Origin of the sequence: Kineococcus radiotolerans SRS30216 = ATCC BAA-149 (genome assembly GCF_000017305.1) — a bacterium.
GTDB classification, from domain to species: Bacteria; Actinomycetota; Actinomycetes; order Actinomycetales; family Kineococcaceae; genus Kineococcus; species Kineococcus radiotolerans.
The window spans coordinates 1,561,777-1,581,683 of sequence record NC_009664.2 but is presented as its reverse complement, the minus strand read 5'-3'; the positions used below and the strand labels follow the sequence as shown (position 1 = coordinate 1,581,683).

At 73.0% G+C, this 19,907-nt stretch carries 25 protein-coding genes; 24 read left to right on the top strand and 1 reads right to left on the bottom strand.

All coding sequences use genetic code 11. The features are described from left to right. Positions 1 to 64: 64 nt before the first annotated feature. The 21 genes from rpsH (at position 65) to glmM (ending at position 14,978) form a co-directional block, all read left to right on the top strand. Positions 65 to 463 (top strand): 30S ribosomal protein S8, encoded by a 399-nt coding sequence (rpsH, locus tag KRAD_RS07600; protein ID WP_012084966.1) that lies wholly within the window; start codon positions 65 to 67, stop codon positions 461 to 463. Positions 464 to 476: 13 nt separating this feature from the next. After that, a complete protein-coding gene (rplF, locus tag KRAD_RS07595) occupies positions 477 to 1,016 on the top strand; it encodes a 50S ribosomal protein L6 (protein WP_012084965.1) in 540 nt (179 codons plus the stop codon). 2 nt (positions 1,017 to 1,018) lie between these two features. Beyond that, positions 1,019 to 1,396: a 50S ribosomal protein L18 gene (gene rplR, locus KRAD_RS07590; RefSeq protein WP_083782230.1), complete on the top strand. Its 378-nt coding sequence runs from the start codon at positions 1,019 to 1,021 to the stop codon at positions 1,394 to 1,396. 31 nt (positions 1,397 to 1,427) lie between these two features. Further along, complete coding sequence (gene rpsE, locus KRAD_RS07585; protein ID WP_012084963.1) at positions 1,428 to 2,084, top strand: 30S ribosomal protein S5; 657 nt, start codon at positions 1,428 to 1,430, stop codon at positions 2,082 to 2,084. Beyond that, on the top strand, positions 2,084 to 2,266 hold the full coding sequence (rpmD, locus tag KRAD_RS07580; protein WP_012084962.1) for a 50S ribosomal protein L30: 183 nt from the start codon (positions 2,084 to 2,086) through the stop codon (positions 2,264 to 2,266). The genes rpsE and rpmD overlap by 1 nt, the downstream gene beginning before the upstream one ends. Then, positions 2,266 to 2,724: a 50S ribosomal protein L15 gene (gene rplO, locus KRAD_RS07575; protein ID WP_012084961.1), complete on the top strand. Its 459-nt coding sequence runs from the start codon at positions 2,266 to 2,268 to the stop codon at positions 2,722 to 2,724. Before rpmD ends, rplO begins: the two co-directional genes overlap by 1 nt. A gap of 188 nt (positions 2,725 to 2,912) precedes the next feature. Beyond that, positions 2,913 to 4,214, top strand: coding sequence for a preprotein translocase subunit SecY (secY, locus tag KRAD_RS07570; RefSeq protein WP_041291961.1), 1,302 nt, complete (start codon positions 2,913 to 2,915; stop codon positions 4,212 to 4,214). Next, positions 4,211 to 4,786, top strand: a complete 576-nt coding sequence (locus KRAD_RS07565; RefSeq protein ID WP_012084957.1) for an adenylate kinase — start codon at positions 4,211 to 4,213, stop codon at positions 4,784 to 4,786. The genes secY and KRAD_RS07565 overlap by 4 nt, the downstream gene beginning before the upstream one ends. 2 nt (positions 4,787 to 4,788) lie before the next feature. Next, positions 4,789 to 5,601: a type I methionyl aminopeptidase gene (gene map / locus KRAD_RS07560; RefSeq protein ID WP_012084956.1), complete on the top strand. Its 813-nt coding sequence runs from the start codon at positions 4,789 to 4,791 to the stop codon at positions 5,599 to 5,601. A gap of 234 nt (positions 5,602 to 5,835) precedes the next feature. After that, positions 5,836 to 6,057 carry a translation initiation factor IF-1 gene (gene infA, locus KRAD_RS07555; protein ID WP_012084955.1) on the top strand — a complete coding sequence of 74 codons (222 nt, stop codon included), beginning with the start codon at positions 5,836 to 5,838 and terminating at the stop codon, positions 6,055 to 6,057. Between the two features lie 61 nt (positions 6,058 to 6,118). Next, positions 6,119 to 6,232 carry a 50S ribosomal protein L36 gene (gene rpmJ / locus KRAD_RS07550; RefSeq protein WP_012084954.1) on the top strand — a complete coding sequence of 38 codons (114 nt, stop codon included), beginning with the start codon at positions 6,119 to 6,121 and terminating at the stop codon, positions 6,230 to 6,232. Positions 6,233 to 6,427: 195 nt separating this feature from the next. Further along, positions 6,428 to 6,808, top strand: a complete 381-nt coding sequence (gene rpsM, locus KRAD_RS07545) for a 30S ribosomal protein S13 (protein ID WP_012084953.1) — start codon at positions 6,428 to 6,430, stop codon at positions 6,806 to 6,808. A 101-nt stretch (positions 6,809 to 6,909) separates the two neighbouring features. Next, positions 6,910 to 7,317, top strand: a complete 408-nt coding sequence (gene rpsK / locus KRAD_RS07540; protein ID WP_012084952.1) for a 30S ribosomal protein S11 — start codon at positions 6,910 to 6,912, stop codon at positions 7,315 to 7,317. A gap of 152 nt (positions 7,318 to 7,469) precedes the next feature. Beyond that, complete coding sequence (locus KRAD_RS07535; protein ID WP_012084951.1) at positions 7,470 to 8,483, top strand: DNA-directed RNA polymerase subunit alpha; 1,014 nt, start codon at positions 7,470 to 7,472, stop codon at positions 8,481 to 8,483. A gap of 70 nt (positions 8,484 to 8,553) precedes the next feature. After that, positions 8,554 to 9,162, top strand: a complete 609-nt coding sequence (gene rplQ, locus KRAD_RS27810) for a 50S ribosomal protein L17 (RefSeq protein WP_012084950.1) — start codon at positions 8,554 to 8,556, stop codon at positions 9,160 to 9,162. Then, entirely contained in the window at positions 9,159 to 10,052 is an 894-nt protein-coding gene (locus KRAD_RS07525; RefSeq protein WP_049821109.1) for a tRNA pseudouridine synthase A, read from the top strand. Before rplQ ends, KRAD_RS07525 begins: the two co-directional genes overlap by 4 nt. Before the next feature lie 61 nt (positions 10,053 to 10,113). Next, positions 10,114 to 10,614: a SixA phosphatase family protein gene (locus KRAD_RS07520; protein ID WP_049821108.1), complete on the top strand. Its 501-nt coding sequence runs from the start codon at positions 10,114 to 10,116 to the stop codon at positions 10,612 to 10,614. A 25-nt stretch (positions 10,615 to 10,639) separates the two neighbouring features. Next, positions 10,640 to 12,349 (top strand): ABC-F family ATP-binding cassette domain-containing protein, encoded by a 1,710-nt coding sequence (locus tag KRAD_RS07515; protein WP_012084947.1) that lies wholly within the window; start codon positions 10,640 to 10,642, stop codon positions 12,347 to 12,349. A 178-nt stretch (positions 12,350 to 12,527) separates the two neighbouring features. After that, positions 12,528 to 12,971 (top strand): 50S ribosomal protein L13, encoded by a 444-nt coding sequence (rplM, locus tag KRAD_RS07510; RefSeq protein WP_012084946.1) that lies wholly within the window; start codon positions 12,528 to 12,530, stop codon positions 12,969 to 12,971. A 38-nt stretch (positions 12,972 to 13,009) separates the two neighbouring features. Then, complete coding sequence (rpsI, locus tag KRAD_RS07505) at positions 13,010 to 13,513, top strand: 30S ribosomal protein S9 (RefSeq protein ID WP_012084944.1); 504 nt, start codon at positions 13,010 to 13,012, stop codon at positions 13,511 to 13,513. Positions 13,514 to 13,613: 100 nt separating this feature from the next. Continuing rightward, positions 13,614 to 14,978, top strand: a complete 1,365-nt coding sequence (gene glmM, locus KRAD_RS07500) for a phosphoglucosamine mutase (RefSeq protein WP_012084943.1) — start codon at positions 13,614 to 13,616, stop codon at positions 14,976 to 14,978. A 118-nt stretch (positions 14,979 to 15,096) separates the two neighbouring features. Here glmM and coaA read toward each other — a convergent pair whose 3' ends face one another. After that, positions 15,097 to 16,083 carry a type I pantothenate kinase gene (gene coaA, locus KRAD_RS07495; RefSeq protein ID WP_012084942.1) on the bottom strand — a complete coding sequence of 329 codons (987 nt, stop codon included), beginning with the start codon at positions 16,081 to 16,083 and terminating at the stop codon, positions 15,097 to 15,099. A 75-nt stretch (positions 16,084 to 16,158) separates the two neighbouring features. On the opposite strand from coaA, the gene glmS reads away from it, so the two are divergent. The 3 genes from glmS (at position 16,159) to KRAD_RS07480 (ending at position 19,897) form a co-directional block, all read left to right on the top strand. Continuing rightward, positions 16,159 to 18,027 (top strand): glutamine--fructose-6-phosphate transaminase (isomerizing), encoded by a 1,869-nt coding sequence (gene glmS / locus KRAD_RS07490; RefSeq protein WP_012084940.1) that lies wholly within the window; start codon positions 16,159 to 16,161, stop codon positions 18,025 to 18,027. 61 nt (positions 18,028 to 18,088) lie between these two features. Continuing rightward, on the top strand, positions 18,089 to 18,442 hold the full coding sequence (locus tag KRAD_RS07485; RefSeq protein WP_012084939.1) for a holo-ACP synthase: 354 nt from the start codon (positions 18,089 to 18,091) through the stop codon (positions 18,440 to 18,442). Between the two features lie 12 nt (positions 18,443 to 18,454). Further along, positions 18,455 to 19,897: an NAD(P)H-hydrate epimerase gene (locus KRAD_RS07480; RefSeq protein WP_012084937.1), complete on the top strand. Its 1,443-nt coding sequence runs from the start codon at positions 18,455 to 18,457 to the stop codon at positions 19,895 to 19,897. Positions 19,898 to 19,907: the final 10 nt, after the last annotated feature.

Genomic DNA, 19,907 nt, shown 5'->3' with positions numbered 1-19,907 from the left:
CGCCGAAGGTCCGGACCGCGCCCTGCGGACCGGAAACCCCGGTGAGGAAGGGCGGACGAGCCCGATGACGATGACCGACCCCATCGCGGACATGCTGACGCGTCTGCGGAACGCCAACTCGGCGTACCACGACACCGTCTCCATGCCGTACAGCAAGCTGAAGTCGCACATCGCCGAGATCCTCCAGGCCGAGGGCTACATCACCTCCTGGACGGTCGAGGACGCTGAGGTCGGCAAGAAGCTCACGCTGGACCTGAAGTTCGGCCCCAACCGCGAGCGTGCGATCGCCGGCCTGCGCCGGGTCAGCAAGCCCGGTCTGCGGGTGTACGCGAAGTCGACCAACCTGCCCCGCGTCCTCGGTGGCCTCGGCGTGGCGATCCTGTCCACGTCCTCGGGGCTGCTGACCGACAAGCAGGCCAACAAGAAGGGCGTGGGTGGGGAAGTCCTCGCCTACGTCTGGTGAGGGAGGAGGACTCATGTCGCGCATCGGTCGACTCCCGATCACCGTCCCCGCGGGCGTGGACGTGACCATCGACGGCGCAGCCGTCACGGTCAAGGGCCCCAAGGGCGAGCTCAGCCACACCGTGGCCGCCCCGATCTCCGTGGAACGCACGGAGGACGGCACGCTGCAGGTGACCCGGCCCGACGACGAGCGCGTCTCGCGCTCGCTGCACGGGCTGACCCGCACCCTCATCTCGAACATGGTCGAGGGTGTGACCAAGGGCTACGAGAAGAAGCTCGAGATCGTCGGTACCGGGTACCGCGTGACGCCGAAGGGCTCGGACCTCGAGTTCGCCCTCGGCTTCAGCCACCCCGTCGTGGTGAAGGCCCCGGCCGGCATCACGTTCGCCGTCGAGAACAACACGCGCTTCTCGGTCGCCGGCATCGACAAGCAGCAGGTCGGCGAGATCGCCGCCAACATCCGCAAGCTGCGCAAGCCCGACCCGTACAAGGGCAAGGGCGTTCGGTACGCCGGCGAGCAGATCCGCCGCAAGGTCGGAAAGGCTGGTAAGTGACGATGGCTCTCTCCACCCAGCGCACCACGAAGGGCAAGGCGGCGTCGCTCAAGCGTCGTCACACCCGCGTGCGCAAGAAGGTCGTGGGCACCGCTGTGCGCCCGCGTCTCGTCGTCACCCGGTCCACCCGGCACGTCTTCGTCCAGGTCATCGACGACGCGGCGGGTCACACCCTCGCGTCAGCCTCGACCATGGAGGCGGACCTGCGCGCGAGCGGCGACGACAAGTCGGCCAAGGCCAAGGCCGTCGGCGTCCTCGTCGGCGAGCGCGCCAAGGCGGCCGGCATCGACGCCGTGGTCTTCGACCGCGGCGGCAACCGGTACGCGGGTCGCGTCGCGGCCATCGCCGACGGCGCCCGGGAAGCCGGGCTGGCCCTGTGACCCGAGCACTCGAAGAGATGAGGAACGTCTGATGCCTGGACCCCAGCGCCGAGGCGCCGGCGGCACCGGTGCGGCCGGCGGCGACAACCGTGGCGGCGGCGGCGACAACCGCGGACGCCGCGACAACAACGGTGGCGGCCGCGACCGCGGACGGGGCGACGCGGGCGACCGCAGCAACTTCGTCGAGCGCGTCGTGACCATCAACCGCGTCGCCAAGGTCGTCAAGGGCGGCCGTCGCTTCAGCTTCACGGCCCTCGTGGTCGTGGGTGACGGCGACGGCACCGTCGGTGTCGGCTACGGCAAGGCCAAGGAGGTGCCCGCGGCGATCGCCAAGGGCGTCGAGGAGGCCAAGAAGAACTTCTTCCGCGTGCCCCGCATCCAGGGCACCATCCCGCACCCCATCCAGGGTGAGAAGGCGGCCGGCGTGGTCATGCTGCGCCCGGCCTCCCCGGGTACCGGCGTCATCGCCGGTGGTCCCGTCCGCGCGGTGCTCGAGTGCGCCGGCATCCACGACGTCCTGTCGAAGTCCCTCGGCAGCGACAACGCGATCAACATCGTGCACGCGACGATCGAGGCCCTGCGCGGCCTCGAGCGTCCCGAGCAGGTGGCGGCGCGCCGTGGTCTGCCGGTCGAGCACGTCGCCCCGGTCGCGCTGCTGCGCGCCCAGGCCGCGGGGGTGACCGCCTGATGGCGCGCCTGAAGGTGACCCAGATCAACTCGGGCATCGGTCGCAAGCAGAACCAGCGCGAGACGCTCCGCAGCCTCGGGCTGCACAAGATCGGGCAGTCGGTCGTCAAGGACGACAAGCCCGAGTTCCGCGGCATGGTGAACACCGTGTCGCACCTCGTGACCGTGGAGGAGGTCGACTGATGGCCAACCAGGGTGAGCACGTCCTGAAGCTGCACCACCTCCGCCCCGCCCCGGGCTCCAACACCGCCAAGACCCGCGTGGGTCGCGGTGAGGGCAGCAAGGGCAAGACCGCCGGTCGCGGCACCAAGGGCTCCAAGGCCCGCTACCAGGTGCCCGAGGCGTTCGAGGGCGGCCAGATGCCGCTGCACATGCGCCTGCCGAAGCTGCGCGGGTTCAAGAACCCGTTCCGCGTCGAGTACCAGGTCGTCAACCTCGACAAGCTCGGCTCCCTCTTCCCCGAGGGCGGCACCGTCGGTGTCGACGAGCTCGTGGCCAAGGGCGCGGTCCGCAAGGGCCAGCTCGTCAAGGTCCTGGGCACCGGGGAGATCTCGGTGGCCCTGCAGGTGACGGCCGACAAGTTCTCGACCTCGGCGGCCGAGAAGATCGCTGCGGCCGGCGGGACCACCACGGTCCGCTGAGCGCAGTGCACGACCAGCCCACGCGGCGGTAGCGACGAGTGATCGTCCGCTACCGCCGCGTGCGCGTTTGCGGAGCGGTAAGGTCTGGGGGGGCTCCGTGCCCGCCCGTTCGGCCCACCTGTCCGATCTGTCAGTGACCAACCCCGCGCCACCCGCCCGTGCGGGGGAGTGCGGTGCAGGAGGTAGTAGTGCTCACCGCAATCGGTCGCGCCTTCCGGACGCCCGACCTGCGCCGCAAGCTGCTCTTCACGCTCGGGATCATCGTCCTGGTGCGCCTGGGGTCGTTCGTGCCGGCGCCCGGCGTCTCGTACCCGGCCGTGCAGCAGTGCATCGACCTCGCGCAGACGGGCAACGACCTGCTGGGGCTGGTGAACCTCTTCTCCGGCGGGGCGCTGCTGCAGCTGAGCATCTTCGCGCTCGGGATCATGCCGTACATCACCGCGAGCATCATCGTCCAGCTGCTCACCGTGGTCATCCCGCGCTTCGAGGCCCTCAAGAAGGAGGGTCAGCAGGGCACGACCAAGCTGACCCAGTACACGCGGTACCTGACGATCGGCCTGGCCGTCCTGCAGTCGACGACCTACGTGACGATCGCCCGCGACCCCTCGCGCCTCTTCGGCACCGCCTGCAACGCCCCCGTGCTGCCCGACCAGAGCATCCAGACCATCGTCCTCATGGTCCTCACCATGACCGCGGGGACCGGCCTGATCATGTGGATGGGCGAGCTCGTCACCGAGCGCGGCATCGGCAACGGCATGTCCCTGCTGATCTTCGCCCAGATCGCCGCGGGCTTCCCGACCTCGCTGTGGGCCATCGGCCAGGAGAACGGCTGGCTGACCTTCGCCGGCATCCTGCTGGTCGGCCTCTTCGTCGTCGCCGCCGTCGTGGCCGTCGAGCAGTCCCAGCGCCGGGTGCCGGTGCAGTACGCCAAACGGATGATCGGCCGGCGCATGTACGGCGGCACCTCGACGTACATCCCGCTCAAGGTCAACATGGCCGGGGTCATCCCGGTGATCTTCGCCTCGTCCCTGCTCTACCTGCCGGCGCTGGTGGCCCAGTTCAGCGACCCCAACGAGGCCTGGGTGGTCTGGATCAACGACCACCTGGTGCGTGGCGACCACCCGATCTACATGGTCGGTTACTTCCTGCTCATCATCTTCTTCGCGTACTTCTACGTGGCGATCACGTTCAACCCGGACGAGGTCGCGGAGAACATGCGCAAGTACGGCGGGTTCATCCCTGGCGTGCGCGCCGGACGGCCCACCGCCGAGTACCTCGACTACATCCTCACCCGCATCACCCTGCCAGGATCGCTGTACCTGGGGCTCATCTCGCTGCTTCCGCTCATCGCGTTCGTGCTCTTCAATGCCAACACGAACTTCCCCTTCGGGGGCACGTCGATCCTGATCATCGTCGGGGTGGGGCTCGAGACGGTGAAGCAGATCGAGTCCCAGCTCCAGCAGCGAAACTACGAAGGGTTCTTGCGATGACTCGTCTCGTCCTCCTCGGTCCGCCCGGTGCGGGCAAGGGCACCCAGGCCAAGCTCCTGTCCGACCGCCTGGGCGTGCCCGCCATCTCCACCGGCGACATCTTCCGGGCCAACGTCGCGGAGGGCACCGAACTGGGCCGGACCGTCCAGGAGTACCTCAACGCGGGCAAGTACGTCCCCGACGCGGTGACCAACCAGATGGTCCGCGAGCGCCTCGCCCAGCCCGACGCCGCCGAGGGCTTCATCCTCGACGGCTACCCGCGCACCACCGACCAGGTCCGCGAGCTGGACGACATGCTGGCCGACGTCGGGGCCAAGCTCGAGCACGTGCTCGAGATCGCCGCCGACACCGACGAGCTGGTCCGGCGCCTCGCCAAGCGGGCCGTGGAGCAGGGGCGCAGCGACGACACCGAAGAGGTGATCCGCACGCGCCAGCAGGTCTACGCCGAGCAGACCGCCCCGCTGGTCGAGGTCTACTCCGACCGCGGCCTGCTGCGCAGCGTGGACGGCCTCGGCGACATCCCCGAGGTCACCTCGCGGCTGGTGTCGGCCCTCGGCCTCCAGACCGCCTGACGGTGTTCGGACGTGAACGGGTCGAGCTGAAGACCCCCGAGCAGATCCTGAAGATGCGCGAGGCGGGGCTGCTGACGCACGCGGCCCTGGAGAGCGTGCGGGCCGCCCTGCGCCCCGGCATCACCCCGGCGGAGCTCGACGCCGTCGGCGCCGAGGTCATCCGCGCCGGCGGTGGCACGTCGAACTTCCTGGGCTATCACGGCTACCCGGCCACGCTGTGCATCTCGGTCAACGAGGTCGTCGTGCACGGCATCCCCGGCGACCGCCCGCTCGAGGAGGGCGACGTGGTCTCCGTGGACGGCGGGGCGGTCGTCGACGGCTGGCACGGCGACTCCGCCTTCACCGCGATCGTGGGGGAGCCGCGGGAGCCCGGGGACGTGGAGCTGGTGGAGACCACCCGCCAGGCGCTCTGGGCGGGCATCGCCGCGCTCGACGCGCGGGGGAGGGTCGGCGACGTCGGCGCGGCCGTGGAGGACGCCGTGGGCGGCCGGCTGGGGATCGTGGACGGCTACACCGGTCACGGCATCGGCACCGCCATGCACATGGCGCCCGACGTCCTCAACCACCGCGACCGCGACAAGGGCCCCAAGGTGCGCCCGGGGATGGTCCTGGCCATCGAGCCGATGTGCACCCGCGGCGGGGTCGACACCGACGTGCTGGCCGACGAGTGGACCGTCGTGACCTCCGACGGCACCCGCGCCGCGCACTGGGAGCACACCGTCGCGGTCCTCGAGGAGGGCCTGTGGGTGCTCACCGCCCCCGACGGCGGGGCGGCCGAGCTCGGCGCCCGCGGGGTCCGCGTCCCCTCCGAGTGAGCCCCCGCGCGGGCGGCGGGGCCGACCCCCGCGCTCGGTGGAGCCGGCGCGCAGCGCCGGAGGTCGCGTCTTCGGTTGCGCCGCAGGCGTCTTCAGCGGCATGATCGCTCGATTTCGCCTGGGGCGCGCCGTCCCGTAAGCTTGACCGTCGGTCCGCCATGCCTCCTCCCGAGCGCTTCCGCTGGGGGGGACCGGGCTGACACCGAACCGACACTTGATGGAAAAGCGGAGGACATGCCGAAGAAGGACGGCGTCATCGAGATCGAAGGCACCGTGATCGAAGCCCTGCCGAACGCGATGTTCCGCGTGGAGCTCAGCAACGGTCACAAGGTGCTCGCCCACATCTCCGGGAAGATGCGGCAGCACTACATCCGCATCCTCCCCGAGGACCGGGTGGTCGTCGAGCTCAGCCCGTACGACCTGTCCCGCGGGCGCATCGTCTACCGCTACAAGTGACCAACCCACTGGCCGCCGGCCACCACCCCGCGTGGGTGGGGTCTGCACGACCGGAGACACGATGAAGGTCAAGCCGAGCGTCAAGAAGATCTGCGACAAGTGCAAGGTGATCCGCCGTCACGGGCGAGTCATGATCATCTGCGAGAACCTGCGCCACAAGCAGCGCCAGGGCTGAGCTCAGGCTCAGGCTCAGCAGACGATCCACCGCTGGACCCGCCACCGGAACGCAGCCGGTGGCACCCATCGCAGGACCCACCGGCCGCACCGCACGACGCGGCAGGTGACACCCCCGGCCCGGAGGCCGGGGACCCGCTCGAGACGGCGGGACGGTCCTGCGGCAGACCTCCGCGACAGAACAGGGACACCACGCATGGCACGTCTCGTCGGCGTCGACCTCCCCCGCGAGAAGCGGCTGGAGATCGCGCTCACGTACATCTTCGGCGTCGGGCGCACCCGCGCCAAGGAAACGCTCGCAGCCACGGGCGTCAGCCCGGACCTGCGCGTCCGCGACCTCTCGGACGACGACCTGGTCGCGCTCCGCGACCACATCGAGGGCAACTACCGCGTCGAGGGTGACCTCCGACGCGAAGTGGCCGCCGACATCCGCCGCAAGGTCGAGATCGGCACCTACCAGGGTCTTCGCCACCGCCGCGGTCTGCCCGTGCGCGGTCAGCGCACCAAGACCAACGCGCGCACCCGCAAGGGCCCGAAGCGCACCGTGGCCGGCAAGAAGAAGGCCGGTCGCAAGTAACCGTCACGTCGTGACGGTGCGGTCCGCCCGCGGGTCGCCTCGCGAACCCACCGGTTCGCCCTCGAAGCCAGTCGTCGCAGTCCACCAGGAGTCCGGAGAGCATGCCTCCCAAGAGCCGTACGGCCACGGCGTCGCGCAAGCCGCGTCGCAAGGAGAAGAAGAACGTCGCGCACGGTCACGCGCACATCAAGTCGACGTTCAACAACACGATCGTCTCGATCACCGACCCGACCGGCGCGGTCATCGCGTGGGCCTCGGCCGGCCAGGTCGGCTTCAAGGGGTCCCGCAAGTCGACCCCGTTCGCCGCGCAGATGGCCGCCGAGGCGGCCGCCCGCCGTGCGCAGGAGCACGGCATGCGCAAGGTCGACGTCTTCGTCAAGGGGCCGGGCTCCGGCCGCGAGACCGCGATCCGCTCCCTCCAGGCCACCGGCCTCGAGGTCGGCGCGATCCAGGACGTCACCCCCAGCCCGCACAACGGCTGCCGGCCGCCCAAGCGTCGGCGCGTCTGACTCGGGGTGCGGTCCCGACGCCCACCCCCGGGTGGGCGTCAGGACCCTCCTGATCGGAACCAGTACTTCGATCGAGCCAGACCCCGTCGGTGGACCGATGCCGACGGGCGTGCGGGGCGTCATATGGCGGACGCCCGCGGGAAGGAACCTCCGTGCTGATCGCACAGCGCCCCACCCTCACCGAGGACGTCGTCGACGAGTACCGCTCGCGCTTCGTCATCGAGCCCCTCGAGCCCGGCTTCGGGTACACCCTCGGCAACTCGCTGCGCCGGACCCTGCTGTCGTCCATCCCGGGCGCCGCGGTGACGAGCCTGCGCATCGACGGCGTGCTCCACGAGTTCACGTCCGTGCCGGGGGTGAAGGAGGACGTCACCGAGATCGTCCTCAACGTCAAGAACCTCGTCGTCTCCTCCGAGCACGACGAACCCGTCGTGATGTACCTGCGCAAGCAGGGCCCGGGCGCGGTCACCGCGGCCGACATCGCCCCGCCCGCGGGGGTCGAGGTCCACAACCCCGACCTGCACATCGCGACGCTCAACGCCAAGGGCAAGCTCGAGCTGGAGCTGACGGTCGAACGCGGCCGCGGCTACGTCTCGGCGGCGCAGAACAAGACCGGTGAGCAGGAGATCGGCCGCATCCCGGTCGACTCCATCTACTCCCCGGTCCTGAAGGTGACGTACAAGGTCGAGGCCACCCGCGTCGAGCAGCGGACCGACTTCGACCGCCTCGTCGTCGACGTCGAGACCAAGCACGCCATCAGCCCGCGCGACGCCGTCGCCTCGGCCGGCAAGACGCTGACCGAGCTGTTCGGCCTGGCCCGTGAGCTCAACGTCGAGGCCGAGGGCATCGACATGGGCCCCTCGCCGACCGACGCCGCGCTCGCGGCGGACCTCGCCCTCGAGATCGAGGCGCTGGACCTCACCGTCCGGTCCTACAACTGCCTCAAGCGCGAGGGCATCCACTCCGTCGGGGAGCTGGTCTCGCGCAGCGAGGCCGACCTGCTCGACATCCGCAACTTCGGGCAGAAGTCCATCGACGAGGTGAAGGCCAAGCTGGTCGGCATGGGCCTGCACCTCAAGGACTCCCCGCCCGGGTTCGACCCGAGCGCCGTCGTCAACGACTTCGAGGACGACGACACGTCGTTCGCCGAGGACGAGCAGCTCTGACCGTCCGCAGCTCCTCCCCCCGCTGACGCGGGGGGAGGAGCCACGCGTGTCCTAACGAGGAGACAACAACATGCCCACCCCCACCAAGGGTCCGCGGCTCGGCGGCGGGCCGGCCCACGAGAAGCTCATCCTCGCCAACCTGGCGACTGCGCTCTTCGAACACCGCAGCATCACCACCACCGAGGCCAAGGCCAAGCGCCTGCGCCCCCACGCGGAGAAGCTCATCAGCTTCGCCAAGAAGGGCGACCTCGCCTCGCGCCGCCAGGTGATGAAGACGATCCGCGACAAGTCCGTCGTGCACTTCCTCTTCACCGAGATCGGCCCCGCGATGGCCGAGCGCAACGGCGGTTACACCCGCATCGTCAAGATCGGTCCCCGCAAGGGCGACAACGCCCCCATGGCCGTCATCCAGCTCGTCATGGAGCCGGTGAGCGCCAAGCAGGGTGTCGTCCGCGAGGCCGAGCGCGCCGCGGCGGTCTCCGCCCCGGCCGCCGACGAGGTCGTCGTCGGTGACGAGGCCCCCGCGGCCGAGTCCACCGACGCCGCGCAGGTCGAGGCCGGCGGCGTGGAGCAGCCCGACACCCTCCCCGACGCGGACGCCCCGGCGACCGCGGACGAGGGCGTCGAGGTCGACGCCGCCGAGGTCGACCCCTCGGACGAGAAGAAGGACCAGGCCTGAGCGCCTCCCTCCTCCACGACGAGCCCGTCCTCCCCGCTCCCGGGGAGGGCGGGCTCGTCCGCGTCCGCCTCGACCTCGGCTACGACGGGACGGGGTTCGCGGGGTGGGCCGAGCAGCCCGGGCTGCGCACCGTGCAGGGCGTGCTCACGGCCGCGCTCGGGCGGGTGCTGCGCCTGGACCCCGCTCCCCGGCTGACCGTCGCGGGCCGCACCGACGCCGGGGTGCACGCCAGCGGGCAGGTGGCCCACGCCGACCTCCCCCGGGCGGTCTGGGAGGCCCTCCCGGGCCGCTCCGACGCCCCGCCCGCCGCGGCCCTCGTGCGCCGCCTGGCCGGGGTCCTGCCGCCCGACGTCCGGGTCCACGGGGCCCGGCCGGCCCCGCCCGGCTTCGACGCCCGCTTCGGCGCCCTGCGCCGCCGCTACGCCTACCGGGTGTGCGACGACCCCGCCGGCGTCCCCCCGCTGCGCCGGTTCGACGTGCTGCACCACCGCCGTCCCCTGGACGCCGCCGCCATGGACCTCGCCGCGGGCAGCCTGGTGGGGCTGCGCGAGTTCGCCGCGTTCTGCCGGCCCCGCGAGGGGGCGAGCACGGTGCGCACGCTGCTGGCGTACTCCTGGCGCCGCGACGAGGACGGGCTGCTGGTCGCGGACGTGCAGGCCGACGCCTTCTGCCACTCCATGGTCCGGGCCCTCGTCGGCGCGGTGCTGGCCGTCGGCGACGGCCGGCGCGACGTGGACTGGCCCCGGGTGGTCCAGGACGCCGCTGTGCGCGACCCGGCCGTCGCGGTGGTCGGGCCGCAGGGGCTGACCCTCGAGGAGGTCGTCTACCCCGCCGACGACGCGCTGGCCGCCCGGGCCCGCGAGGCCCGCGCCGTACGCACCCTGCCCTGACCGCCCGCCTCCCGGTGGCCCCGGGCACGGGTCGCCACGCGCGTGCGGCAGGCTGGTGGACGTGCCCACGCTCGTCGTCGTCCGCCACGCCAAGGCCGATTCGCCGGTAGGACTCCAGGACATCGCCCGACCCCTCGCCGACCGCGGGAGGGCGGACGCCGCCGCGGCCGGCCGCTGGCTGGCGCAGAACGTCGGCGGCTGCGACCTGCTGCTGACCTCCCCGGCCCGCCGCACCGAGGAGACCACCGCCCGGCTGCTCGACGGCTGGGGCAGGACCCCCGTCGTGGTCGACGAGGAACGCCTCTACGAGGCCTCCCTCGGGGACATGCTGCGCATCGTGCGCGGCCTGGACACCGAGCGCCCGGACTCCACGGTGGTCCTCGTCGCCCACAACCCCGGCGCCAGTGCGCTCGTGGAGGCCCTCACCGGCGAGGTCGTCCAGCTGCGCACCGGCGGCATCGCGGTGATCGAGGTCGCGGGGGAGTGGGCCGACGCCGACACCACCAGCTGCACGCTGTCGCACCAGCACACCGCCCGCGCGGAAACGGGCGGCGAGGACTGACCCGGGCACGGCACACTGGCTGCCCGTGGCGGGAACTGCGAACGGTGGCAACGGTGGGCACGTCGACGTCTCGGGGCTCAGCCACGAGCTCCCCGACGGGCGGCCGCTGCTGCACGAGGTGTCCTTCCGCGTCGCCGACGGGTCCACGACCGCGCTGATCGGGCCCAACGGCACCGGCAAGACCACGCTGCTGCGGCTGATCGCCGGGGACGAGCCGGTGCAGGAGGGGGCGGTCGCGCGCAGCGGCGGGCTCGGCGTCATGCGCCAGTTCGTCGGCTCGGTGCGCGACGACACCTCGGTGGCCGAGCTCCTCGTCTCGGTGGCCCCCGCACCCCTGCGGGCGGCCTTCGCGGCGGTGGAGACCGCCGAGGCGGCGATGGTCGAGGACGGGACCGAGCGCTCGCAGATGCGCTACGCCCAGGCGCTGGCCGACTTCGGCGACGCCGGCGGCTACGAGCAGGAGGTCCTCTGGGACGAGTGCACCGCCGCCGCCCTGGGGGTCTCGTTCGAGGCCGCCCGCAACCGGCTGGTGCGCACCCTGTCCGGCGGGGAGCAGAAGCGGCTGGTCCTGGAGGCGCTGCTGCGCGGTCCGGAGGGCGTGCTGCTGCTCGACGAGCCCGACAACTACCTCGACGTCCCCGGCAAGCGGTGGCTGGAGGAGCAGCTGCGGGCCACGACGAAGTCGGTGCTGCTGGTCAGCCACGACCGCGAGCTGCTCTCGGCCGCCGCCGACCGCATCGTCACCCTGGAGCCCGGGCCGCTGGGGGCGGTCGCGTGGACCCACGGCGGGTCCTTCGCGGGCTACGGCGCCGCGCGGCAGGCCCGCGGGGAGCGACTGGAGGAGCTGCGCCGGCGCTGGGACGAGGAGCGGGTCAAGCTGCGCACGCTCGTGGTCACCCTGCGCGAGAAGTCGAAGTTCAACGACGGCATGGCCTCGCGCTACTCCGCCGCCCAGACCCGGCTGGCGAAGTTCGAGGAGGCCGGCCCCCCGCAGGCCCCGCCCACCGTCCAGGACGTCCGGATGCGCCTGCAGGGCGGGCGCACGGGCAAGCGGGCGGTGGTGGTGGAGGGCCTGGAGCTGACCGGCCTGATGCGCCCCTTCGACGCCGAGCTGTGGCTGGGCGACCGGGTCGCGGTCCTGGGCGCCAACGGCTCGGGCAAGTCGCACTTCCTGCGGCTGTTGGCCGCCGGCGGGTCCGACCCCGACGCCGAGCACCGCCCCGTCGACGAGCACGTGCCCGACCCCGTGGTCCACAGCGGGTCGGTGCGCCTGGGCGCGCGGGTGCGGCCGGGGTGGTTCGCCCAGACCCACGAGCAGCCCGCGCTGGTGGGCCGCACGCTGCTGGACGTCCTGCACCGGGGCAACTCCCACCGCTCGGGCCTGGACCGGGAGGCGGCCTCGCGCGCCCTGGACCGCTACGGCCTGGCCGAGGCGGCCGAGCAGCGCTTCGAGCACCTCTCCGGGGGCCAGCAGGCCCGGCTGCAGATCCTGCTGCTGGAGCTGTCCGGGGCGACGCTGCTGCTGCTGGACGAACCCACCGACAACCTCGACCTGCACTCCGCCGAGGCGCTGGAGCAGGCGCTGGGGACCTTCGAGGGGACGGTCGTGGCCGTCACCCACGACCGCTGGTTCGCCCGCGGCTTCGACCGCTTCCTGCTCTTCGGCGAGGACGGGCGGGTGGTGGAGACGCCGGAGCCGGTGTGGGACGCCGGCCGCGTCGACCGGGTGCGCTGACGCCTCCTCCGGGGACGGCCGGGAGGAGCCGTTTTGACCGCCGAGGTGGACGCCAGGTAACGTCAGGGGTCGTTGTGCCCACGCAGTGCCTGCCGTCAGCGTTCCGGTTCACCCCGGCGCTGCAGGATCTCGAGCGCGGGCCGGTCCGCAATTCGTCTCGAGGAGATGGGCAACCCCCGTGCGCACGTTCACCCCGAAGCCCGGCGACATCAACCGCCGCTGGCTCGTCATCGACGCGGAGGACGTCGTGCTGGGCCGCCTGGCGTCGCAGACCGCGATCCTCCTGCGCGGCAAGCACAAGGCGACCTACGCGCCGCACGTCGACGGCGGTGACTACGTCATCATCGTCAACGCCGCCAAGGTGGCCCTGACCGGCTCCAAGCGCGACCAGAAGGTCGCCTACCGCCACTCGGGCTACCCGGGCGGCCTCAAGGCCACCAGCTACGTGGACCTGCTGGAGCAGAACCCGGAGAAGGCCGTCGAGAAGGCCATCCGCGGCATGATCCCCAAGAACTCCCTCGGTCGTCAGGTCCTGAGCAAGCTCAAGGTCTACGCCGGCGCGGAGCACCCCCACGCGGCTCAGCAGCCCGAGGCGTACACGATCCACCAGGTCGCGCAGTGAGCCGCGGCACGAACACGGCGAACTGAGCGAGGAGCATCGTGAGCGAGTACACGACCGAGGCGGACACCGTCGAGGACATCACCGAGTCCGACGAGTTCACCGGTACCTACACCTCCGAGTCGTCCACCCCGGCGACCGGCGGCAACAGCATCATCGCCCCCGGCGGGGCCACCGGCCGCCGCAAGGAGGCCGTCGCCCGCGTCCGCATCGTGCCGGGCACCGGCAAGTGGACGATCAACGGCCGCGAGCTGGACAACTACTTCCCGAACAAGGTGCACCAGCAGCTCGTCAACGAGCCGTTCCGGGTCACCGCGCTCGAGGGGTCCTTCGACGTCATCGCCCGCATCCACGGCGGCGGCTCCTCCGGCCAGGCCGGTGCGCTGCGCCTCGGCGTCGCCCGCGCGCTGAACGCGATCGACCTCGAGGCCAACCGCCCGCAGCTGAAGAAGGCCGGGTTCCTGACCCGCGACCCGCGCGCCACCGAGCGCAAGAAGGCCGGTCTGAAGAAGGCCCGCAAGGCGCCGCAGTTCAGCAAGCGCTGACCAGCGAGCTCGACGAGTACCGTCACGACGGCCCCGGGAGTCCTCCCGGGGCCGTCGTGGCATGTGTGGCCGGGTTCGGCCGAGTGGGGGAGGAACGAGGGTGGCGCGGCTCTTCGGGACCGACGGTGTGCGGGGACTGGCGAACGTCGACCTCACCGCCGACATGGCGCTGGGGCTGGCGGTGGCGGCGGCCTCGGTGCTGGTCGAGCCGGGCGGGAACGCCCACCCGCGGGCGCTGGTCGCCCGCGACCCCCGCGCCTCGGGGGAGTTCCTGTCCGCGGCCGTCGTGGCCGGGCTGGCCAGCGCGGGCGTCGACGTCCTCGACATCGGCGTCGTGCCGACCCCGGCGCTGGCCCACCTGGTGGACACCTCCGGCGCCGACTTCGGCGTCATGCTGTCCGCCTCGCACAACCCCATGCCCGACAACGGGCTGAAGATCTTCGCCCGGGGCGGCACGAAGCTGCCCGACGACGTCGAGGACGTCGTGGAGCGCGCCTACCGCGAGGGCGGGGGCCGCCGGCCCACCGGCGCCGCCGTGGGCCGCGTCCACGGGGGACCCGACGTGGAGCAGGACGCCCAGGACACCTACGTCGCGCACCTGCTGTCCACGCTGCCCGGGGGCCCGGGCTCGCTGAAGGGGCTGCACGTCGTCGTCGACTGCGCCAACGGCGCGGCCAGCGCGGTCTCCCCGCGGGTGCTGGCCGAGGCCGGCGCCCGGGTGACGACGATCTTCGCCGCCCCGGACGGGCTCAACATCAACGACGGCTGCGGCTCGACGCACCTGGGCCCGGTGACGGCCGCGGTCCTGGCCCACGGCGCCGACATCGGCCTGGCCCACGACGGCGACGCCGACCGCTGCCTGGCCGTGGACGCCCGCGGCAACGCCGTCGACGGCGACCAGATCATGGCCGTCCTCACCCTCGCCCTGCGCGACCGCGGGCAGCTCACCGACGACACCCTCGTCGCCACTGTCATGAGCAACCTCGGGCTGCGGCTGGCCATGCAGCGCGAGGGCGTGACGATGGTCGAGACGGGGGTCGGGGACCGCTACGTCCTGGAGGCCCTCAACGCCGGCGGGTGGAGCATCGGCGGGGAGCAGAGCGGCCACGTCGTCCTGCCCGCGCACGCCACGACGGGCGACGGCGTCCTCACCGGCCTGCACCTGCTGGCCCGGATGGCCGAGACCGGCCGCAGCCTCGAGGACCTCACGGGGGTCGTGCAGCGGCTGCCGCAGGTCCTGGTCAACGTCCGCGGGGTCGACAAGTCCCGCGCCGGCAGCGACGCGGAACTGCTCGGGGCCGTCGCCGACGCCGAGCGCGAGCTCGGCGAGACCGGCCGGGTCCTGCTGCGCCCCAGCGGGACCGAGCCGCTGGTGCGGGTCATGGTCGAGGCCGCGCACACCGACCACGCGCAGGGCGTCGCCGACCGGCTGGCCGACGTGGTGCGCAAGCGTCTGGCCCTCTGAGCACGGGGCCCTCCCCGGGGCCGGGATCCCGCCGCCGGCGGGGCGGGGCGGCCCGGTCGTCGTGGCCGGGGGCCCGGCGACCGGCCTGACCGGCGGGGGACCCCTGCCCGCCGCGCGCTCACACCTTGCGCAGGCGCACCCGGCGCACCGAGTGGTCCGCGCCCTTCTGCAGCACGCAGGTGGCCCGGCCCCGGGTGGGGAGGACGTTCTCCGCGAGGTTGGGGCCGTTGATGTCGTTCCAGATCCGCCGGGCGCGCTCCACGGCCTCGTCGTCGGTGAGGGAGGCGTAGCGGTGGAAGTAGGACTGCGGCTTGGAGAACGCCGTGCGCCGCAGCTCCAGGAACCGCGAGACGTACCAGTTCCGCACGTCCTCGCTGCGGGCGTCGACGTAGAGGGAGAAGTCGAAGTAGTCGCTCACCGCGACGCCCTGGGTGCCGTCGGCGCGGACCCGGGCCGGCTGCAGGACGTTCAGCCCCTCGACGATGAGCACGTCCGGGCGCCGCACCACGACCTCCTCCCCGGCGACGATGTCGTAGACGAGGTGGGAGTACACCGGGGCGCGGACCTCGGGCACGCCGGACTTCACCGCCGCCACGAACCGCAGCAGCGCCCGGCGGTCGTAGCTCTCGGGGAATCCCTTGCGGTGCAGGATGCCGCGGCGTTCCAGCTCGGCGTTGGGCAGCAGGAAGCCGTCGGTCGTGATGAGCTCCACGCGCGGGGTCTCCGGCCAGTGCGACAGCAGCTCGCGCAGCACGCGCGCCGTCGTGGACTTCCCCACGGCCACCGAGCCGGCGATCCCGATGACGAACGGCGTGCGGGCCACGGCCTCGCCGAGGAACGTCGAGGTCGCCGCGTGCAGCGACCCGGCGGAGCGGTCGTAGAGCGTCAGCAGCCGCGACAGCGGCAGGTACACCTCCTCCACCTCCCGCAGGTCGACCCGGTCGCCGAGGCCGCGCAGGCGGGCGAGGTCCTCGGCGGTCAGGGTCAGCGGCGTCGAGGCGCGCAGCGCGCTCCAGTGCTCGCGGTCGAGGACCACGTAGGGGCTGGGGGAGCTCGGCGGCGCGTGCGGGGCGCCGGAGAGGGAAGTGGGTGCGCCCGTGCTCACCGGCGTGAGGCTACCGGGTGACGCGCAGCCCTCGGCTGGCCGGGACGGGGGCCCGGGGACCGTACCCTCGATCCCATGTGCGGAATCGTCGGGTACGTGGGGGTCGCCGAGGCCGGGACGGACGTGGTCCTGGAAGGACTGCGCCGCTTGGAGTACCGGGGTTACGACTCCGCCGGCATCGCGGTCGTGGCGCAGGGCGCCGGGGGGACCGGGATCGACACCCGCAAGAAGGCGGGCAAGCTCGCCAACCTCGTCGAGGCCCTCGACGCCGACCCGCTGCCGGCCGCGGCGACGGCCATCGGGCACACCCGCTGGGCCACCCACGGCGGCCCGACCGACGCCAACGCCCACCCCCACGTCGGGCAGGGCGGCCGGCTCGCGCTCATCCACAACGGCATCGTCGAGAACTTCGCGCCCCTGCGCGAGGAGCTGCTCCGGGCCGGGGTCGCGTTCACCAGCGAGACCGACACCGAGGTCGTCGCGCACCTGCTGGCCCGCGCCCACGACGAGGACCCGACCGCGGGCCTGGCCGCGGCGATGCGCGCCGTCTGCGCCCGCCTGGAGGGGGCCTTCACCCTGCTCGCCGTCCACGCCGACGAACCGGGCACGATCGTCGGCGCGCGCCGCAACTCCCCCCTCGTGGTGGGGCTGGGCGAGGGCGCCAACTACCTCGGCTCCGACGTGGCCGCGTTCATCGCCCACACCCGCGAGGCCCTCGAGCTCGGCCAGGACCAGATCGTCACCATCACCGCCGACGAGGTCGTCGTCACCGGCTTCGACGGCACCCCCAGCGAGGGACGCCGCTTCCACGTCGACTGGGACGCCGCGGCCGCCGAGAAGGGCGGGTTCCCCTCGTTCATGGCCAAGGAGATCCACGACCAGCCGCAGGCCATCGCCGACACCCTCCTGGGGCGCACCGACGCCGAGGGCCGGTTGCAGCTGGACGAGATGAAGATCTCCGAGGCGGAGCTGCGCAGCGTCGACAAGATCGTCGTCATCGCCTGCGGGACGGCCGCCTACGCCGGGCAGGTCGCGAAGTACGCCATCGAGCACTGGTGCCGCATCCCCGTCGAGGTGGAGCTGGCCCACGAGTTCCGCTACCGCGACCCCGTGGTCTCCGACCGCACCCTCGTCGTCGCCATCTCCCAGTCGGGGGAGACGATGGACACGATCATGGCCGTGCGCCACGCCCGCGAGCAGGGCGCGAAGGTGCTGGCCATCTGCAACACCAACGGCTCGACCATCCCGCGCGAGTCCGACGCGGTGCTCTACACCCACGCCGGCCCCGAGATCGCCGTCGCCTCGACGAAGGCGTTCCTGGCCCAGATCACCGCCTGCTACCTGCTCGGCCTCTACCTGGCCCAGCTGCGCGGCAACAAGTTCGCCGACGAGGTCGCCGAGGTCCTGGCGCAGCTGCACGAGATCCCCGCCCAGGTCCGCGAGGTCCTCGACGGCCTGGAGCAGGTCCGCGAGATCGCCCGCTACATGGCCGACACCCGCTCGGTGCTGTTCCTCGGCCGCCACGTCGGCTACCCGGTGGCGATGGAGGGGGCGCTGAAGCTCAAGGAGCTCGCCTACATCCACGCCGAGGGCTTCGCGGCCGGGGAGCTCAAGCACGGCCCCATCGCCCTGGTGGAGCCCGGCCAGCCGGTGTTCGTCGTCGTCCCCAGCCCGCGCGGGCGGGACTCCCTGCACTCCAAGGTCGTCTCCAACATCCAGGAGGTCCGCGCCCGCGGCGCGCGGACCCTGGTCATCGCCGAGCGGGGCGACACCGCGGTGGAGCCCTTCGCCGACGTCGTCATCCGCATCCCGCAGACCTCCACGCTGCTGTCCCCGCTGCTGGCCGTGGTGCCGCTGCAGGTCTTCGCCTGCGAGCTCGCCACCGCCAAGGGCCTCGACGTCGACCAGCCGCGCAACCTGGCCAAGTCCGTCACCGTGGAGTGACCCCCGCCGTCGTGCGCCGCCCGCCCGCGTGGGACGGTGACGCCGGCGGAGGGGGATCATCGTGATCATCGGAGTCGGGATCGACGTCGTCGACGTCGCGCGCTTCAAGCGTCAGGTCGAACGGACGCCGTTGCTGCTGGAACGCCTCTTCGGCGACGGTGAGCGCAACCTGCCGGCGGAGTCGCTGGCCGCGCGGTTCGCGGCCAAGGAGGCCGTCGCGAAGTCGCTGGGCGCCCCCGTCGGGCTGGTCTGGCGCGACGTCGTCGTCGAGCGCGAGGACGGGCACCGCCCGGAGATCGCGGTGCGCGGCAGCGCGAAGAAGATCGCCGACGAGGCCGGGGTGGCCGTCTTCCACCTGTCGCTCTCGCACGACGCGGGGATCGCGACGGCCATGGTGGTCGCGGAGAGCCGCTAGGGGGGTCGAGACGTGATCGCAGCGCACTCCGTCGCCGACGTCCGCGCCGCCGAGCGGGCGGTCATGGCGCTCCTGCCGCCCGGGACGCTCATGCACCGCGCGGCGGCCGCCCTGGACGTCGAGTGCGCCCGCGTCCTGCGCGAGGCCACCGGGGGCGTCAGCGGGCGGCGCGCCGTCGTCCTCGCCGGGTCCGGCGACAACGGCGGCGACGCCCTCCTCGCGGCCGCCCGCCTCGCCCGCCGCGGGGTCGCGGTCACCGCCCTCACCACCTCCGAGCACGTCCACCCCGAAGGCCTCGCCGCGGCCCGCGCGGCCGGGGTGCGCACCCGCCCGTGGCAGGCCGGTGACGAGGACGTCTGCGCCGCCGCGGACCTGGTGCTGGACGGGATCGCCGGCATCGGCGGCCGCGGCGGCCTGCGCCCGGTCCACGAGGGGCTCAGCGCGCTCGACGGCCCCGTCGTGGTGGCCGTGGACCTCCCCTCCGGTCTCGACGCCGACACCGGGGCGGTCACCGGCGAGCTGATGGCCGCCGACGTCACCGTCACCTTCGGCACCGCCAAGCCCGCGCACCTGCTGGCCCCCGCCGCGGCCCGCTGCGGGCGCCTCGTCGTCGTCGACATCGGCACCACCGACCACCTGCCCGCCCCCGCCGTCGAGCGCGTCGAGCTCGCCGACGTCGCCGCCCGCTGGCGCCGCGCCGCGCCGGGGGACGACAAGTACTCCCGCGGGGTCGTCGGGGTCGTCGCGGGGGGCCCGGACTACACCGGGGCCGCCGTCCTCGCCGTCGAGGCCGCCGTCCGCGCCGGCGCGGGGATGGTCCGCTACTTGGGGCCGCAGCACCCCGCCGAGCTCGTCCGCCAGCGCCGGCCCGAGGTCGTCGTGGGGGAGGGGCGGGTGCAGGCCTGGGTGCTGGGACCCGGGGTCTCCCCCGACGACCCCGAGCAGCAGGACCGGATCCGGCGCGCCCTGGCCTCCGGGGAACCCGCCGTCGTCGACGCCGGCGCCCTCGCCGGCCTGCCCGCCGCCCTGGGCCCGCACCACGTCCTCACCCCCCACGCCGGGGAGCTGGCGCGCCTGCTGGGCGCGGAGCGGCGCGCCGTGGAGGCCGACCCGCTGACCCACGCCCGCCGGGTCCACGAGAGCACCGGCGCCACCGTGCTGCTCAAGGGGTCGGTGACCACCGTCGTGGGCGAGCGCGGCGTGCTCACCGCCGCGGCCGCCCCGACCTGGCTGTCCACCGCCGGTGCGGGCGACGTCCTGGCCGGGGTGCTCGGCGCGGCCCTGGCCGCGCGCCCGGACGAGGACCCCGCGCAGGTCGCCGCGGACGCCGCCGTCCTGCACGGGTGGGCCGCGACCCTCGCCTCCGCGGGCGGCCCGCTGGCCGCCCTCGACGTCGCCGACGCCGTCCCCGCGGCGCTCACCTCGCTGCCCGGGTGGGCCGGGACCGGCGGCTGACCCGGGCGGT

Excerpts from the sequence above, each read along its gene's own strand:
- rpsH (WP_012084966.1), top strand. The coding sequence starts at position 65 with ATGACGATGACCGACCCCATCGCGGACATGCTGACGCGTCTGCGGAAC.
- rplF (WP_012084965.1), top strand. The coding sequence starts at position 477 with ATGTCGCGCATCGGTCGACTCCCGATCACCGTCCCCGCGGGCGTGGAC.
- rplR (WP_083782230.1), top strand. The coding sequence starts at position 1,019 with ATGGCTCTCTCCACCCAGCGCACCACGAAGGGCAAGGCGGCGTCGCTC.
- rpsE (WP_012084963.1), top strand. The coding sequence starts at position 1,428 with ATGCCTGGACCCCAGCGCCGAGGCGCCGGCGGCACCGGTGCGGCCGGC.
- rpmD (WP_012084962.1), top strand. The coding sequence starts at position 2,084 with ATGGCGCGCCTGAAGGTGACCCAGATCAACTCGGGCATCGGTCGCAAG.
- rplO (WP_012084961.1), top strand. The coding sequence starts at position 2,266 with ATGGCCAACCAGGGTGAGCACGTCCTGAAGCTGCACCACCTCCGCCCC.
- KRAD_RS07565 (WP_012084957.1), top strand. The coding sequence starts at position 4,211 with ATGACTCGTCTCGTCCTCCTCGGTCCGCCCGGTGCGGGCAAGGGCACC.
- infA (WP_012084955.1), top strand. The coding sequence starts at position 5,836 with ATGCCGAAGAAGGACGGCGTCATCGAGATCGAAGGCACCGTGATCGAA.
- rpmJ (WP_012084954.1), top strand. The coding sequence starts at position 6,119 with ATGAAGGTCAAGCCGAGCGTCAAGAAGATCTGCGACAAGTGCAAGGTG.
- rpsM (WP_012084953.1), top strand. The coding sequence starts at position 6,428 with ATGGCACGTCTCGTCGGCGTCGACCTCCCCCGCGAGAAGCGGCTGGAG.
- rpsK (WP_012084952.1), top strand. The coding sequence starts at position 6,910 with ATGCCTCCCAAGAGCCGTACGGCCACGGCGTCGCGCAAGCCGCGTCGC.
- rplQ (WP_012084950.1), top strand. The coding sequence starts at position 8,554 with ATGCCCACCCCCACCAAGGGTCCGCGGCTCGGCGGCGGGCCGGCCCAC.
- glmS (WP_012084940.1), top strand. The coding sequence starts at position 16,159 with ATGTGCGGAATCGTCGGGTACGTGGGGGTCGCCGAGGCCGGGACGGAC.